Origin of the sequence: Serratia sp. BNK-10 (assembly GCF_047456065.1) — a bacterium.
Taxonomy (GTDB): Bacteria; Pseudomonadota; Gammaproteobacteria; order Enterobacterales; family Enterobacteriaceae; genus Serratia; species Serratia ureilytica.
This window is the reverse complement of the sequence record NZ_CP179894.1, coordinates 1128572-1142788: the sequence shown is the minus strand read 5'-3', so window position 1 is coordinate 1142788 and position 14217 is coordinate 1128572. Positions and strand designations below refer to the sequence as shown.

Here is a 14217-nt window from a genome sequence, read left to right as displayed (position 1 = left end):
CAGGGTGACACAAGGCGCGGGCGTTAACCTTGAAACCGCTCACATATCGTCGTTCTGCAGATTTTTCAGCATGCACACATTGCAGCCGTGGTGGCCGGTATTGCCGCGCCGTTCCGTCAGCAGCGTGAAACCCAGCGCGTAATACAACCCGATCGCCTCTTTCAATTGTTCGGTGGTTTCCAGATAGCAATAGCGATACCCCGCCGCCCGGGCCGCCTTCAGCGCCTGCACCACCATATAGCGCGCCATGCCCAACCCGCGCGCGCCGGGTTTGAAGAACAGTTTTTGCAGTTCGCAATAGCCGGGCTCTTCGCCGACCAGCGGCGCCATGCCGACGCCCCCCACCACCTGCCCGTCCCGCTCCAGCACCCAGTAGCGGCCGCCGTTGTCGCGATACAGGCCGGTCAGCCGATCGAGATCGGGATCGTGCAGGCTGACGCCTTCCATCTTGTCCATGCCGTACTCGCGAAACACCTCGCGAATGATCGCCGCCATCACCGCATCATCGCGCTCGGCGATCGGCCGCACCCGCAGATTGGCGTCGCGCTGTTTGCGCGCGCTGCGCAGCGCCGCGGTCATCTTTTTCATCGCCGCAGTGGTGCTCGCCAGCTCATCGTCATCCAACTGCGCCAGCGCCGCCTGCATAAAGCCGTCGGCGTCGCTCTCGATGCCGGCCAGCGCCTTGACGCCCTGTTTACTCAGCCGATGCAGGTTGTGCCGCCTGTCATCCGGATGATCCACCGTTTCTATCACGCCGGCGGCCACCAGGCTGCGCAGCGCCCGGCTGGCGCTGGCTTTGTCGATGCACAGCCGGGCCGCCAGCTCGGTGACGCCCAGCGGCTGCTCGCTAACTTCGATCATCAGATGGATCTGCAGCGGCGAAAAGCGCGAGCCGTTGCTCTGCTTGTTCAACATGCCGAATTCTCTGACCAAATTGCGCGCCAATGCTCTGAAATCCCTGATGTTCACGACGTTATGTTCTCCTTTTCTCCCACCTTCACGCTACGTTGGATGGATTATTGGTTGATAGTGTTACCTAATTTCGAACATAACGATAACGCATAAACAATTGCGAATGAATAACCAACAGGGCACCCGAATATGTCAAAACATTTCAATTAAAAGAATTTAAACCCAACAAAATAATTATTTTTAAAATTAAAAACCAAATTAGTATTTAAAATTAAAATAAAAACCCAGGTAAAATGAGCATAAAAACATCAAAAACTCATAAATAAAAAAACAAAGAAAATATCCACATGAAAAATAAACAATAAAAATAAAAACGTGAAAACTTGATATAAACAACTTAACCGTTATCTCGTCAACGTCGGTTACATATTTACGCCTGCCTTCACGCGCCTGCCTGCGCCATTGTCCCTTTTGCCAAAAGTAGCCCATGCTTTAACTGCACCTCTCCTTCTGGCTAACCGGGACGCTGGCTCATGACGAAAAAAACCACCCTGCTGCAATTCTTCCACTGGTACTACCCCGACGGCGGCAAACTGTGGCAGGAGGCCGCCGAACGAGCCCCGCACCTCGCCGAACTGGGCATTACCGATCTGTGGCTGCCGCCCGCCTACAAAGGCGCTTCCGGCGGTTACTCCGTCGGTTACGACACCTACGATCTGTTCGATCTGGGCGAGTTTGACCAGAAAGGCAGCGTGGCCACCAAATACGGCGACAAGGCGGCGCTCGAACACGCCGCCGCTGCGCTGCGCGAACACGGCGTGGGGGTGCTCTACGACGTGGTGTTCAACCACAAGCTCGGCGCGGACGAGAAAGAACGGGTGCACGTGTTCAAGGTGGACGCCAACAACCGCAACGACATTGACGACCAGGGCTTCGACGCGCTGGCCTATACCCGCTTTACCTTCCCCGGCCGCCAGGGCGCGCATTCCGAGTTTATCTGGGATTACAAATGCTTCAGCGGCGTCGATTACGTTGAGCAGCCGGACGATAAAGGGGTGTTTAAAATCGCCAACGACTACGGCGACGACGGCTGGAACGATCAGGTCGACGACGAAAAAGGCAACTACGACTACCTGATGGGCGCCGACGTGGAGTTCCGCAATACCGCCGTGACGGAGGAGCTCAAATACTGGGCGCGCTGGCTGCTGGACACGCTGCCGTGCGACGGCTTCCGCCTCGACGCCGCCAAACACATTCCCGCCTGGTTCTTCAAAGAGTGGGCGGATCACGTGCGCGACAGCGCGCAGCGCGATCTGTTTATCGTCGCCGAATACTGGTCGCACGATCTCAGCGCGCTGCAACAATACATCGAGTTGGTGGACGGCAAAGTAATGCTGTTCGACGTGGCGCTGCACCTGAAGTTTCATCAGGCGTCAAAACAGGGCGACGGCTTCGACATGGCGCAGATCTTCACCGATACCCTGACCGCCGCCGATCCGGCCCACGCGGTGACGCTGGTCGCCAACCACGATACCCAGCCGCTGCAATCGCTGGAGGCGCCGGTGGAACCCTGGTTCAAACCGCTGGCCTACGCGCTGATCCTGCTGCGCGAACAGGGCGTGCCCTGCGTGTTTTACCCCGACCTTTATGGCGCCAGTTACCGCGATAAAGGGCGTGACGGCGGCGAGTACCAGATTGACATGCCGGCGATCCCAGAGCTGGAGAAGCTGATTGCCGCCCGCCAGCGCTTCGCCAACGGCCCGCAAACCGACTACTTCGACGACAGCCACTGCGTGGCCTTCAGCCGCGCCGGCACCGCCGACGCCCCCGGCTGCGTGGTGGTGTTGACCAACGGCGGCGAAAGCGGCAAGACGGTCGCGCTCGGCGCCGATCTGGCGCGCACCGCCTGGCGCGATTTCCTCGGTAACCGCCAGGAGGAAATCACCACCGACGACCAGGGCAGCGCCCATTTCCCGGTCAACGCCGGCAGCGTCAGCGTCTGGGTGCCGACAGGCAGCCTGTGAACGCCCGCCGCCGCGCAATGATGCCGCGGCGGCAAAACTAATGTTTGCCTTTCGGGTCTAACTTACGCTATCAACTGCGCAAGCCATTCACACCGGAGCCTAAATAGGGTACAAGGCTGCATGAAAATTCCAAAACGACTCCAGCCGCTGGTGGATGACGGATTAATCGACGAAGTCATCCGCCGTTTGAAAAGCGGCAAAGAAGCCGACGTGTTTATCGTGCGCTGCGGCGATGAGATCCGCTGCGCCAAAGTGTACAAAGAAGCCGAGAAGCGCAACTTCAAGCAGGCCGTGCACTACCAGGAAGGGCGCAAGGTGCGCAACAGCCGCGACGCGCGCGCCATGAGCAAAGGCTCCAAATTCGGCCGTCAGCAACAGGAAGAAGCCTGGCAGAACACCGAAGTGGACGCGCTGTATCTGCTGGCCAGGGCCGGGGTGCGGGTGCCGCAGCCGGACATCTGCCTGGACGGCGTGCTGCTGATGGAGCTGATCACCGACGAGGAAGGCCTGGTGGCGCCGCGTCTGAGCGATGTCATCCTGACGCCGGAACAGGCGCGCGCCGATCATGCTCTGATGATGAACTACGCGGTGCGCATGCTGTGCGCCGGCTTGGTGCACGGCGATCTGTCGGAATTCAACGTGCTGATGGATAAAGACGGGCCGGTGATCATCGATCTGCCGCAGGTGGTGGACGCCGCCGCCAACAACCACGCCAAAAGCATGTTCGAGCGCGATATCGACAATCTGGCGGAATATTACGGCCAATTTGCGCCGGAGCTGCGCGACAGCCAATATGCCAAAGAGATCTGGGCGCTGTATCAGGAAGGCACGCTGACGCCGGACAGCGTCCTCAGCGGCCGATTCAGCGAAATTCAGAAGCGCGCCGACGTCGGCTCGGTGCTGGAAGAGATCCAGGCCGCCAGCGAGGAACATCAGCGCCGCCTCATGGCGCGCAACGCGGAAGAGTAACGCCCGCGCTACTCGACGCGAAACACGTCCGGCCGCTGCGGGGTCGCGGCTTCGTGATAGATATCCCCCAGATAGCCGGCGATCTCCTCTTCGCGCAGATCCGCCGGCAACACGATATCGTAGCTGGGGGCATATTTGCGCTCCGGCAGCGTCACGCGGAACAGCCGCCATTCGTCCCCGATACGCTTCACGCCTACCAGGCGGCCGAACACGTTAAAAATCATCATCCGCCATTCCCCTTTTCGTCGCTTTCAGGCTATAACACTGTGATGCCGCCGCAGTGAAAAGGAAAGCGCATGAGTGAAAAAACGCCCCAGTTCTGGCGCGACCCGCAGTTGCCTTTTGTCGAAGCGCGCGCCATCAATGATGGCCGCAAAGTGTGCTACAGCCTGCACAGCCACGAATTCTTTTCCATCGGCGCCATCACCGGCGGCGTCAGCACCTATGTCAACGGCGAGCGGCGCATGCAGGTCGGCGCCGGCGATGTGGTGATCATCAATCCGCAGCAGGCGCATGCCTGCAACCCGATCGCCGACCGCCGTTGGTCATACATCATGTTCTATCTCGATCTCGCCTGGCTCGGCGCGCTGCAGCAGGAAATGATGGGCGGCGACGGCGACCGCTTTGTCCCCTTCAGCCGGCCGCTCAGCCGCGATCCGGCGCTGTTCAACGGGCTGAACCAACTGTACGCGCTGCTGACGAACGCGCAGTGCGGCGCGCTGGAAAAACAGATCGCCCTGGTGGAGTATTTCAGCGCCCTGCAGCTCGCGCTGGGCAGCGGCCGCCAGCCGGAGACGCCGCCGCACCCCCGACTGGAAGCGGCGGCGGCGTTTATCGACGCGCACTGCACTCAGTCGCTGACGCTGGAAGACATTTGCCACGCCGCCGCGCTCTCGCCCTCCTACCTGATCCGCGCCTTCCGCCAGCGCTACGGCATGACGCCGCACGCCTATCTGGTCAATCGCCGCGTGCAGCACGGCCATCGGCTATTGAAAAGCGGCCTGCCGATCGCCGCAGCCGCCAGCGAAAGCGGCTTTGCCGATCAGGCGCACTTCCAGCGCACCTTCAAACAGCTGCTGGCCGCGACACCCGGCCAGTATCAAAAACCCTCCGCCAACAGATAGCAGGCGCTGGCCGCCAGCAACGCCGCCATCGCGCGATTGAAGCGTTGTACGTTGCGCGCCTGCCTGAGCAGGCCGCGCAACATCGCGCCAACGTAAGCCCAGCAGGCCACCGAAGCATAGCAAATCACGAAGTAGAGCCCGGCGAACTGCCACAGCAACCGGATGTCGCCGTCGCCGACAAACGCCCCGAGACTGGCCACCGACGCCAGCCATGCCTTGGGGTTCAGCCATTGCATCAGCGCGCCGTACCAACAGGAAGGCGCCTGCGCCTCGCCGTTGCCCAGCCTGCCGTCGTCAAACGCCAGCCGGTAGGCCATAAACAGCAGGAAGGCCACGCCGGCCCATTGGATCAAGCGGGTCAACGCCGGCCACAGGATCAGCAGTTGGTGCATGCCCAAACCCAGCAGCACCAGCAACAGGGTAAACCCCAGCGTGGCGCCGAACACGTGACGCTGGGTCGCGCCAAAGCCGAACTGCGCCCCGGCGCTCAATGCGACGATGTTGACCGGGCCGGGCGTGATGGAGGCCGCCAGCGCAAATGCGGCCATGGAAAGGTAGATATTATTCATGAGGGCACCTGAGGAAAAATTCACAGGCGCCAGAATGCCGGGCCGCGCCGACAACGTATTGAACAGAATTGCCCTGTTAGGTTTAGCGCACCGCGACGGCCCGTCGGCGCGGCAACCCGAAGGTATTGACCGCCATGCCAGCCAGCACCAGCAACGCGCCGCCGAACTGTGCCGGCGACAGCGCTTCGTCCAGCAGCAGCCAGGCGGCGAACAGCCCGATCAGCGGCACCAGCAGCGTCAGCGGCGCGACGCGCCAGGTTTCGTAGCGCCCCAGCAGGCTGCCCCACACCGAATAACCGAACAGCGTGGCGGCGAACGCCAGATAGGCAACCGCCAGCCAGGTGCCGACCTGCACATGGCTCAGGCTGGCCAGCACCGCCTGCGGGCCGTCGAACAGCCAGCTGCAAATCAGGAACGGCAGTACCGGGATCGGCGCGCTCCACACCACCAGCGACAAAATGTTGCGCTGCGGGAAACCGGCCAGGATCTTCTTGTTGGTCAGGTTGCCCAGCGCCCAGGAGAACGCCGCCGCCAGGGTCAGCAACAGGCCCGCCAGGGGGACCGCGCCGCTGCCCGGTTTATGCAGGCTGGCCTGCGCCAGCGCCAGCATGCCGCCGCTGGCGATGGCGATGCCGACGAAATGATTGACGCGCAGCTTTTCGCCCATCAGCACGACACCCAACAGCAGGGTGAAGAACACCTGCGCCTGCAACACCAGCGAGGCCAGCCCCGCCGGCATGCCCACCTTGATGGCGACAAACAGAAAGGCAAACTGCGCGAAGCTCATGGTCATGCCGTAGAGCAACAGCCATTTCCACGGGATGGTCGGGCGCGGGATAAAGAAGATCGCCGGCAACGCCACCAGTAAAAAACGCATCCCGGCCAACAGGAACGGCGGCATCCCCTGCAGGCCGAACTTGATTACCACGAAATTCACGCCCCAGATCACCACCACCAACAGCGCCAACAGCCGATCGCGCAATGTCATCCTCGCCCCGCTTATCCCATTGAAAATTCGCTTTGCCTTGCAGGTTACAACCAAACCGGGCGCATGGACACCGGCAAACGCCGGCGTTTATTCCGGCATCAGGCCGATGAAGGTGGTTTTCTTGCGCGGGCCGGTCATCAGCGCTTCCAGCTTCTCCACGCACTGCAGATAGTGCGGGGTCTGCTTATGCGCCGCCACCGCCTGCTCGTCGCGATAGGCTTCGTAGATATAAAACCGCGTCGGAATATGCTCATCCTGCAACACGTCGAAACGCAGATTGCCCGGCTCTTCGATCGCCCCCAGATGATTGGCGCGGAAAACGTCGATAAATTCGTCGATCTTATCCTGTTTAACGTTGATCTCTACCAATGTGACGTGCATGACAGCTCCTTGTTTAAACGGCGCGCCGCAGCATGGCGCTTTCCAACCATAGGTTTATTCCCGTCGATTGCCCTGCCGCAACGGCAATTTTGCCGCCTGGCTCACAAATCGCACCGGCGATGCCCACCCCGCCCCCGGCGAGGGAAGACGGCGGCATCTATAGTTACTATTCCTCCCCCTGAGAGCATAGGCTATGGATAACTACTTGATGGCGCTGGACGCAGGAACAGGCAGCATCCGCGCGGTGATCTTCGATCTGGCGGGCAATCAGATCGCGCACGGCCAGGCCGAGTGGCAACACCTCGCGGTGCCGGGCGTACCCGGCTCGATGGAATTCGATCTCAACCGCAACTGGCAGTTGGCCTGCCAGTGCATCCGCCAGGCGTTGCAGCGCGCGGGGCTGAGCGCGCAGGCGATCCGTGCGGTAGCCTGCTGCTCGATGCGTGAAGGCATCGTTCTGTACGATCGCAACGGCGTGCCGATCTGGGCCTGCGCCAATGTCGATGCGCGCGCCAGCCATGAAGTCAGCGAACTGAAAGAGTTGCACAACCACGGCTTCGAACGTGAGGTCTACCAGTACTCCGGCCAGACGCTGGCGCTGAGCGCCATGCCGCGCCTGCTGTGGCTGGCGCACCACCGGCCGGACATCTATCGCCAGGCGGCGACGCTGACCATGATCAGCGACTGGCTGGCCTACATGCTGAGCGGCGAGCTGGCGGTCGATCCTTCCAACGCCGGCACTACCGGCATGCTGGATCTGACCAGCCGCGACTGGCGGCCGGCGCTGCTCGATATGGCCGGGCTGCGCGCCGATATTCTGTCGCCGGTGAAAGAGACCGGCGTCGTGCTGGGGCGCGTCACCGAGCAGGCGGCCCAGGAGAGCGGGCTGCTGCGCGGCACCCCAGTGGTGATGGGCGGCGGCGACGTGCAGCTCGGCAGCCTGGGGCTCGGCATCGTGCGCGCCGGGCAGACGGCGGTGCTCGGCGGCACCTTCTGGCAGCAAATCGTCAACCTGCCGGAACCGGCCATCGATCCGGAAATGAACATCCGCATTAACCCTCACGTCATTCCCGGCATGGCGCAGGCGGAATCCATCAGCTTCTTTACCGGCCTGACCATGCGCTGGTTCCGCGACGCTTTCTGCGCCGAAGAGAAACTGCTGGCGGAGCGACTGGGGATCGACGCTTACAGCCTGCTGGAAGAGATGGCGGCCAGGGTGCCGCCGGGCGCCTACGGCGTGATGCCGATCTTTTCCGACGCCATGCATTTCAAAACCTGGTATCACGCGGCGCCGTCGTTCATCAACATGTCTATCGATCCTGAACGCTGCAACAAACAGACGCTGTTCCGCGCGCTGGAGGAGAATGCCGCCATCGTCTCAGCCTGTAATCTGGAGCAGATCGCCGCCTTCTCCGGCGTGCAGGCTCGCTCGCTGGTGTTCGCCGGCGGCGGTGCGAAGGGCAAACTGTGGAGCCAGATCCTCAGCGACGTCACCGGCCTGACGGTGCGGGTGCCAGTGGTGAAAGAAGCCACCGCGCTGGGCTGCGCGATCGCCGCCGGGGTCGGAGCCGGGCTTTACGCGTCGCTGGCCGAAACCGGCGAGCAGCTGGTGCGCTGGGAGCGCGAGCATCAGCCGGATCTCACCAACCATGCGCGGTATCAGGAACAGAAAGAAAACTGGCGGCGAGTCTACGCCGATCAGCTGACGCTGGTGGATAGCGGCCTGACCACCTCATTGTGGAAAGCGCCGGGGCTCTAGCGCCGCGCGCGGCCCGGTCATAACCTTATACCGTTTTATTCCTTTCCCCTCGGCGCGGCGCAAGCCGCGTTTTAACTCGCTGCCGTCATTGTTCCCCCTCAGAAACAGTGTAACCACCGCAGATGGATTTATCTGCGCCTTCAGCCTGCCGTAGATTGTGACTTTGATCACGCCGCGCCCCGAGCGCGGCCTGCGCATTCACCTGAGAAGAGCGGCATTATGCTGAATAATAAAGATAACCCTGCATCATCCCCGTGGCCGGCGATCTTCTCGCTGACGGTCGCCTGTTTTGTCATGGTCACCACCGAGTTTTTGCCGATCGGCCTGCTGACCAACATCGCCCCTTCGCTCGGCGTCAGCACCGGCACCGCCGGGCTGATGGTGACCATGCCCGGCATCGTGGCGGCGGTGGCCGCGCCGGTATTGAGTCTGGCTTCCGGCCGGCTGGACAGACGCCTGCTGATGCTGGGGCTGTCGTTGCTGCTGATGGTGTCCAACCTGGTGGCGGCGCTGGCCGTCAACTTCCCGATGATGCTGCTGGGCCGCGTGCTGCTGGGCATCTGCGTCGGCGGCTTCTGGTCATTCGCCGCCAACTACGGCCGCCATCTGGTGCCGGAAGCCAGCCAGGGCCGCGCCACTGCGCTGATCCTCAGCGGCATCTCGGTCGGCGCGGTATGCGGCGTGCCGGCCGGGGCCCTGATCGGCGATCTGTTCGGCTGGCGCGCCGCCTTCTTCGGCGGTGCGGCGCTGGCAGTCGGCGTCCTGTTGGCGCAGCTGCGTTTGCTCACGTCGGTACCGCCTTCCCGACCGGTCACGCCGCGCGATCTGGTGCTGCCGCTGCGCCTACCGATGGCGCGCATCGGCCTGATCGCCATCGTGCTGTTGTTCATCGGCCACTTCGCCGCCTATACCTATCTGCGGCCCCTGCTGCAGCAGGTGTTCGTGCTCAGCCCATCGGCGATCTCGCTGCAGCTGTTGGCCTATGGCGCCATCGGTCTGCTGGGCACCTTTCTCGGCGAGCGTCTGGCGGAACACAGCCTGCGCGCCACCTTCATACTGATCGCCGCCATGCTGGCGGGCATTTTGATCGTTTCGCCGCTGCTCAGCGGCCTCGCCGGCGCCACGCTGATGGTGCTGGTATGGGGGCTGGCCTTTGGCGCCGTGCCGGTCTGCGCCACCAACTGGATGTTCGCCGCCGTGCCGCAGGCGCCGGAAGCCGGTCAGGCGCTGTTGGTGTGCGTCATCCAGATCGCGCTGGCCTCCGGCGCACTGCTGGGCGGCGAGGTGGTGGACTGGCAGGGCGTCAGCAGCGCCATGCTGTTCGGCGGCGCGCTGATCCTCTCCGCCACGCTGGTATTCGGCCTCAGCTTGCGCTCCGGCGCGATTGGCGCTAAACAGTGTTAATCATTATCTATCTGCAGAAACATGCCCCGGCCACCGCCGGGGCATGGCGTTGAGAACCTATGGACCATCATTTGCTCGCTATCCGGGTATTTAACCGCGTCGTGGAAACCGGCGGCTTTACCCGCGCCGCCGATTCGCTGGGCATGCCGAAAGCGACGGTCACCAAGCTGATCCAAAATCTGGAGGATCACCTGCAGACCAAACTGTTCCAGCGCACCACCCGCAGCGTGTCGGTCACCCGCGAGGGCGAATGCTATTACCAGAATACGGTGAAATGGCTGGCGGATTTGGAGCAGATGGAGGGCTGTCTGACCGAGTCGCAGAATTCTCCGCAGGGCGTGCTGCGCATCGATACCGGCAGCGGCACCGCCCGCCAACTGCTGTTGCCGGCGCTGCCCGGCTTTTTGGAACGCTATCCGCAAATCCAGATCGATCTCAGCATCGGCGATCGCGTTATCGATTTGATCAGCGACAGCGCCGACTGCGTGATCCGCAGCGGTCCGTTGGCCGATTCCAGCCTGATCGCCCGGCGTCTGTTCGATCTGGACTGGGTCAGCTGCGCCACCCCGGCCTATCTGGCGCGCCACGGCACCCCGCGCCACCCATGCGATCTGGAACAGGGTTTTCCGATGGTGCACTACCGGCATCCGGTCAACGACCGCATCCATCCGCAACGCTATGTCGAGCGCGGCAAAGAGATCGCCATCCAACAGCGTTACCCGGTCAGCATCAATGAAGGCAACGCGCTGCTGGCGGCGAGCCTGGCCGGCTTGGGCATCATCCAGATCTATCGGTTTATGGCGCAGCCGCACCTCGAGCGCGGCGAACTGGTCAGCCTGCTGCACGACTGGCAGCCGCCGCCGGAGCAGATGTACGTGGTCTACCCGTCCAATCGCCACCTCAGCGGCAAGCTGCGGGCGTTCATCGACTGGGCGGTGGAGACGTTTCATTAACCGGCCGCTTAGGCAGGAGCGGCTTTTTTCCCGACTTTAAAAAAATAGGCACATCATGCATATCGAACCGCTGCTCGCCCATCGCCGGCGCATTGAGGAACTGGCCGCGTTGCTGCACCAGGAATGGGGCGCCTTTGCGCAGTGGAGCAGCCGCGATACCATCAGCCGGCGGCTGGCTGAACGCTGCGCACCCGAGAGCCAAGGCGTCGTGTTGCTGGCGCTGTCGCCACAGCAACAGATCGTCGGCACCGCCAGTTTGACGCTATATGAATTGACAGATAAACCGGAGCGCCAATACTGGCTGAGCGAAGTCTTTACCCACCCGCAGCACCGCGGCCAAGGCATTGCCCGCAACCTGATCGCGCGCTGCATCGAGCACGGCCGAATCCAGGGCATCAGCGAACTGTATCTGTATACGCCCGACCAGCAGACGCTGTATCAGAAACTCGGCTGGCGCCCTCTGGAGCAACGCCAGGTCGCCGGTGAAACCGTCACGGTGATGAGCCGCACGTTGTAGCCGCACGCACTGTGGTATTATTTACCGCATAGTGATTCACGACGGACGACCACCATGGCCTATATCCCCAAAAACTATGCGAAGCTGGAAACCGGCTACCGCGAAAAAGCGCTGAAACTGTTCCCCTGGGTATGCGGGCGCTGCTCGCGCGAATTCGTTTATTCCAACCTGCGCGAGCTGACGGTGCACCACATCGATCACGATCACAGCAACAACCCGGAAGACGGCAGCAACTGGGAAATGTTGTGTCTGTATTGCCACGACCACGAACACTCGAAATACACCGAGGCCGATCAATACGGTTCGACGGTGGTGGCCGGTGAAGATGCGCAAAAAGATATCGGCGTCGCCACCCACAACCCGTTCGCCAACCTGAAGGCGATGATGAAGAAGTAACGCCATCGACAGCTTAATGAGCCACTAACTTATTAAGCTGTTAAATTAACAAAAGACTCTTCCGTTCCGCCACTTCCCAGAGAATTCCTACTTACCCATCCGGTCCATTCACCGCAAAATAAGCTGCGCAGTTAACAACATACTGGCTTGGCAAGCCGCCGCAGTTGGTGCATATTGTTCGCGAGTTGTTCTTGTTAACCTGTTTGATTATCAACCTAATAAGCACATTAACTTAATAAGTTACCCGCTTAATAACTTGAGAGATGGCAGCATGATTGTTCTGATTGGCTCGCAAAAAGGCGGCGTCGGCAAATCGACGAAAGCAGTGAATATCGCCGGGTATCTGATTCTTAAGCAAGGCAAGACGGCGATCATCGTCGATGCCGATGACCAGAAATCGATCATGACCTGGTACAACGACCGTCAGAACGTCGAGGGGCTGCCGCACATTCCGGTGGTGGCCGCGTCGGGTAAAATCAAGGAAACGCTGCTGGAGCTCGATCGCCATTACGACTACGTGATCGTCGATACCGCCGGCCGCGACAGCGCCGAACTGCGCTCCGGCCTGCTGGCCGCCGATCTGTTCCTCTCGCCGCTGCGCCCTTCGCAGATGGATCTCGACACCATCGGCTATCTGTCGGAGATGTTCTCCACCGCGCAGGAATACAACGAGAAGGTCAAAGGCTACATCGTATTGAACATGTGCCCGACCAATATCTTCATTAATGAAGCCAACGAAGCGGCGCAGGTGCTGAGTGAATACCCGGAGTTCACCCTGGTGAGCAATCGCCTGTGCGACCGCAAGATTTACCGCGACGCCTGGGGTGAAGCCATCACCGTGCACGAAGCGAACAATGAAAAGGCGCAGACCGAAATTGAATGCCTGGTGAAAGAGGTGATCCTGTGAAGAAACGCACCCCCACCCACCGCATGTCGGAAGACGAATTCATCAACAGCGCCACCTCGCATACGTTGCCGGTTGCGGCGCCCGCGCCGGAAGCCAAGCCGGCCGGCCGCAAGCGTACTTATAAGGCGATCTCCGTCAGCCTGACGGACAACCACATTGAGGCTATCGATGAAGTGATCGTGCAGGCGGCGCGCAACGGAATCGTGCGTATCACCCGTTCCGACATCATCAAACTGGCGATCGACGGATTGGCGGAGAAAAGCGAAGCGCAACTGCTGGCGCTGCTGAAAAAACTCTGACCGCACGGCAGCCGCCGGCTGATCGAGCCGGCGGGCCGTTATCATCTAGAGTTCCCCGCGACCTCGCACCGGTAGTCCTGAATTTCACCGGCCGACCCCAGGTTGAGATCGGTCAACTTCAAACGGTTTGCCAACAGCAGCATCTCGCCCTGCGGGCTGACCGCCAGCGCCAGACCGTAATTGCCGATGCTGTCGCCCTGTTCGACCACGTAGTTTTGCAACAAGCGGAAAGGATCTTCCTGGGTTAAATCGGTGCCCGCCAATTTTCTGGCCAGATATTGATGGCCGACCAATTTCACCGCCAGCGGCCGCCACTGTTGATCTAATTGCTCAGCCTGTTCCCCCAGCGCGTTATAGACATCCTGGCGCAAGCAGGCAACGTGAATATGCAGCTGATTTTGAGAGCGGCCATATTTCGAATTGACCGCCAGAGAAACCCATGCGTCTTTTAACGGTTTACCCAGCTCGCTGGATATATGTTCGCGGTTATTCCAGGCCTGGGCGAAATAAGGCGGCGTTCGATCCGCTTGCAATATCGGGCTCTCGATGCCGCTGACCTTTTCGGTCGGCATCACCAGATCGTGGTAAGGGCCCTTGCTGTCCTTAAACAGGACATATCCCTCGGTTAAATCCACCTTTAAGCAGGGTGCAGGATCGTGGTTCTGCTGCTGATTGGGCACGCACTGTTGGCTGACTATCTGCCACAGCGCATTCGGATTGCCGCGCCCGAAGAACCACCACAGCACCGCCGCCAGCAGCAAAATGACAAGCAAAATAATTAATAGTCTGAAAAGTCTTTTCATCGCGACTCCCTGTTTATCTATTCCATACCGAAAGGAGCGCCAGCATAAACCAAGGCTCCGGCATCGACCAGAATATTATCCTTAATGTCACCTTTTATTGACGTCTTGTTAGCAATGGATAATTAAAAATAAGCCTCCACCTGAGTAATTTAAGGTAAATTAATACCGTGGGTTGAATATGAGTGTGATATAAGCAGCCGGGACTCTTTTTA

The 14217-nt window shown here is 60.6% G+C and carries 16 protein-coding genes; 10 read left to right on the top strand and 6 right to left on the bottom strand.

Annotated features, from left to right (window positions below):
- Positions 1-39 precede the first annotated feature (39 nt).
- The gene (locus ACMGG9_RS05555) at positions 40-945 is read right to left on the bottom strand and encodes a GNAT family N-acetyltransferase (protein WP_414162263.1); all 906 of its coding nucleotides are present in this window, start codon (positions 943-945) and stop codon (positions 40-42) included.
- Between the two features lie 500 nt (positions 946-1445).
- Here ACMGG9_RS05555 and amyA point away from each other — a divergent pair, with 500 nt between their 5' ends.
- Both amyA and ACMGG9_RS05545 read left to right on the top strand, forming a co-directional pair.
- Positions 1446-2936 carry an alpha-amylase gene (gene amyA / locus ACMGG9_RS05550; RefSeq protein WP_089191339.1) on the top strand — a complete coding sequence of 497 codons (1491 nt, stop codon included), beginning with the start codon at positions 1446-1448 and terminating at the stop codon, positions 2934-2936.
- Positions 2937-3056: 120 nt separating this feature from the next.
- On the top strand, positions 3057-3905 hold the full coding sequence (locus ACMGG9_RS05545) for a PA4780 family RIO1-like protein kinase (RefSeq protein ID WP_033642304.1): 849 nt from the start codon (positions 3057-3059) through the stop codon (positions 3903-3905).
- 8 nt (positions 3906-3913) lie between these two features.
- Here ACMGG9_RS05545 and ACMGG9_RS05540 read toward each other — a convergent pair whose 3' ends face one another.
- Complete coding sequence (locus ACMGG9_RS05540; protein ID WP_033642303.1) at positions 3914-4132, bottom strand: hypothetical protein; 219 nt, start codon at positions 4130-4132, stop codon at positions 3914-3916.
- Between the two features lie 69 nt (positions 4133-4201).
- Between ACMGG9_RS05540 and ACMGG9_RS05535 the strand changes: the two genes are divergently transcribed.
- A complete protein-coding gene (locus tag ACMGG9_RS05535) occupies positions 4202-5029 on the top strand; it encodes an AraC family transcriptional regulator (RefSeq protein ID WP_033642302.1) in 828 nt (275 codons plus the stop codon).
- Here the strand turns inward: ACMGG9_RS05535 and ACMGG9_RS05530 are convergent.
- The 3 genes from ACMGG9_RS05530 to lsrG all read right to left on the bottom strand — a co-directional run bounded on the left by ACMGG9_RS05530 (position 5005) and on the right by lsrG (position 6967).
- Positions 5005-5598, bottom strand: coding sequence for a LysE family translocator (locus ACMGG9_RS05530; protein ID WP_033642301.1), 594 nt, complete (start codon positions 5596-5598; stop codon positions 5005-5007). The genes ACMGG9_RS05535 and ACMGG9_RS05530 overlap by 25 nt on opposite strands.
- An 82-nt stretch (positions 5599-5680) precedes the next feature.
- Positions 5681-6586 carry an EamA family transporter gene (locus ACMGG9_RS05525; protein ID WP_108680316.1) on the bottom strand — a complete coding sequence of 302 codons (906 nt, stop codon included), beginning with the start codon at positions 6584-6586 and terminating at the stop codon, positions 5681-5683.
- Positions 6587-6673: 87 nt separating this feature from the next.
- Positions 6674-6967, bottom strand: a complete 294-nt coding sequence (gene lsrG / locus ACMGG9_RS05520; RefSeq protein ID WP_033642299.1) for a (4S)-4-hydroxy-5-phosphonooxypentane-2,3-dione isomerase — start codon at positions 6965-6967, stop codon at positions 6674-6676.
- A gap of 193 nt (positions 6968-7160) precedes the next feature.
- Between lsrG and lsrK the strand changes: the two genes are divergently transcribed.
- The 7 genes from lsrK to ACMGG9_RS05485 all read left to right on the top strand — a co-directional run bounded on the left by lsrK (position 7161) and on the right by ACMGG9_RS05485 (position 13202).
- Positions 7161-8726, top strand: a complete 1566-nt coding sequence (gene lsrK, locus ACMGG9_RS05515; protein ID WP_042783922.1) for an autoinducer-2 kinase — start codon at positions 7161-7163, stop codon at positions 8724-8726.
- 219 nt (positions 8727-8945) lie between these two features.
- Positions 8946-10130, top strand: coding sequence for an MFS transporter (locus ACMGG9_RS05510; protein ID WP_033652404.1), 1185 nt, complete (start codon positions 8946-8948; stop codon positions 10128-10130).
- A gap of 59 nt (positions 10131-10189) precedes the next feature.
- Entirely contained in the window at positions 10190-11083 is an 894-nt protein-coding gene (locus tag ACMGG9_RS05505) for a LysR family transcriptional regulator (RefSeq protein ID WP_033652403.1), read from the top strand.
- Between the two features lie 55 nt (positions 11084-11138).
- The gene (locus ACMGG9_RS05500; RefSeq protein WP_033652401.1) at positions 11139-11600 is read left to right on the top strand and encodes a GNAT family N-acetyltransferase; all 462 of its coding nucleotides are present in this window, start codon (positions 11139-11141) and stop codon (positions 11598-11600) included.
- Between the two features lie 54 nt (positions 11601-11654).
- Positions 11655-11996 carry an HNH nuclease YajD gene (yajD, locus tag ACMGG9_RS05495; RefSeq protein ID WP_004939576.1) on the top strand — a complete coding sequence of 114 codons (342 nt, stop codon included), beginning with the start codon at positions 11655-11657 and terminating at the stop codon, positions 11994-11996.
- Positions 11997-12267: 271 nt separating this feature from the next.
- Positions 12268-12903, top strand: a complete 636-nt coding sequence (locus ACMGG9_RS05490) for an AAA family ATPase (RefSeq protein ID WP_016928620.1) — start codon at positions 12268-12270, stop codon at positions 12901-12903.
- Positions 12900-13202, top strand: a complete 303-nt coding sequence (locus ACMGG9_RS05485) for a hypothetical protein (protein WP_033642294.1) — start codon at positions 12900-12902, stop codon at positions 13200-13202. The genes ACMGG9_RS05490 and ACMGG9_RS05485 overlap by 4 nt, the downstream gene beginning before the upstream one ends.
- 41 nt (positions 13203-13243) lie before the next feature.
- Here the strand turns inward: ACMGG9_RS05485 and ACMGG9_RS05480 are convergent, their stop codons facing one another.
- Entirely contained in the window at positions 13244-14005 is a 762-nt protein-coding gene (locus tag ACMGG9_RS05480; protein ID WP_033652399.1) for a CDP-diacylglycerol diphosphatase, read from the bottom strand.
- Positions 14006-14217 lie beyond the last annotated feature (212 nt).

What these genes read in the sequence shown, in the direction of transcription:
- lsrG (WP_033642299.1), bottom strand. Translation starts at nt 6,967, where the DNA reads ATGCACGTCACATTGGTAGAGATCAACGTTAAACAGGATAAGATCGAC.
- ACMGG9_RS05525 (WP_108680316.1), bottom strand. Translation starts at nt 6,586, where the DNA reads ATGACATTGCGCGATCGGCTGTTGGCGCTGTTGGTGGTGGTGATCTGG.
- ACMGG9_RS05490 (WP_016928620.1), top strand. Translation starts at nt 12,268, where the DNA reads ATGATTGTTCTGATTGGCTCGCAAAAAGGCGGCGTCGGCAAATCGACG.
- ACMGG9_RS05505 (WP_033652403.1), top strand. Translation starts at nt 10,190, where the DNA reads ATGGACCATCATTTGCTCGCTATCCGGGTATTTAACCGCGTCGTGGAA.
- ACMGG9_RS05545 (WP_033642304.1), top strand. Translation starts at nt 3,057, where the DNA reads ATGAAAATTCCAAAACGACTCCAGCCGCTGGTGGATGACGGATTAATC.
- ACMGG9_RS05480 (WP_033652399.1), bottom strand. Translation starts at nt 14,005, where the DNA reads ATGAAAAGACTTTTCAGACTATTAATTATTTTGCTTGTCATTTTGCTG.
- yajD (WP_004939576.1), top strand. Translation starts at nt 11,655, where the DNA reads ATGGCCTATATCCCCAAAAACTATGCGAAGCTGGAAACCGGCTACCGC.
- ACMGG9_RS05535 (WP_033642302.1), top strand. Translation starts at nt 4,202, where the DNA reads ATGAGTGAAAAAACGCCCCAGTTCTGGCGCGACCCGCAGTTGCCTTTT.
- ACMGG9_RS05500 (WP_033652401.1), top strand. Translation starts at nt 11,139, where the DNA reads ATGCATATCGAACCGCTGCTCGCCCATCGCCGGCGCATTGAGGAACTG.
- ACMGG9_RS05540 (WP_033642303.1), bottom strand. Translation starts at nt 4,132, where the DNA reads ATGATGATTTTTAACGTGTTCGGCCGCCTGGTAGGCGTGAAGCGTATC.
- ACMGG9_RS05510 (WP_033652404.1), top strand. Translation starts at nt 8,946, where the DNA reads ATGCTGAATAATAAAGATAACCCTGCATCATCCCCGTGGCCGGCGATC.
- amyA (WP_089191339.1), top strand. Translation starts at nt 1,446, where the DNA reads ATGACGAAAAAAACCACCCTGCTGCAATTCTTCCACTGGTACTACCCC.
- ACMGG9_RS05530 (WP_033642301.1), bottom strand. Translation starts at nt 5,598, where the DNA reads ATGAATAATATCTACCTTTCCATGGCCGCATTTGCGCTGGCGGCCTCC.
- lsrK (WP_042783922.1), top strand. Translation starts at nt 7,161, where the DNA reads ATGGATAACTACTTGATGGCGCTGGACGCAGGAACAGGCAGCATCCGC.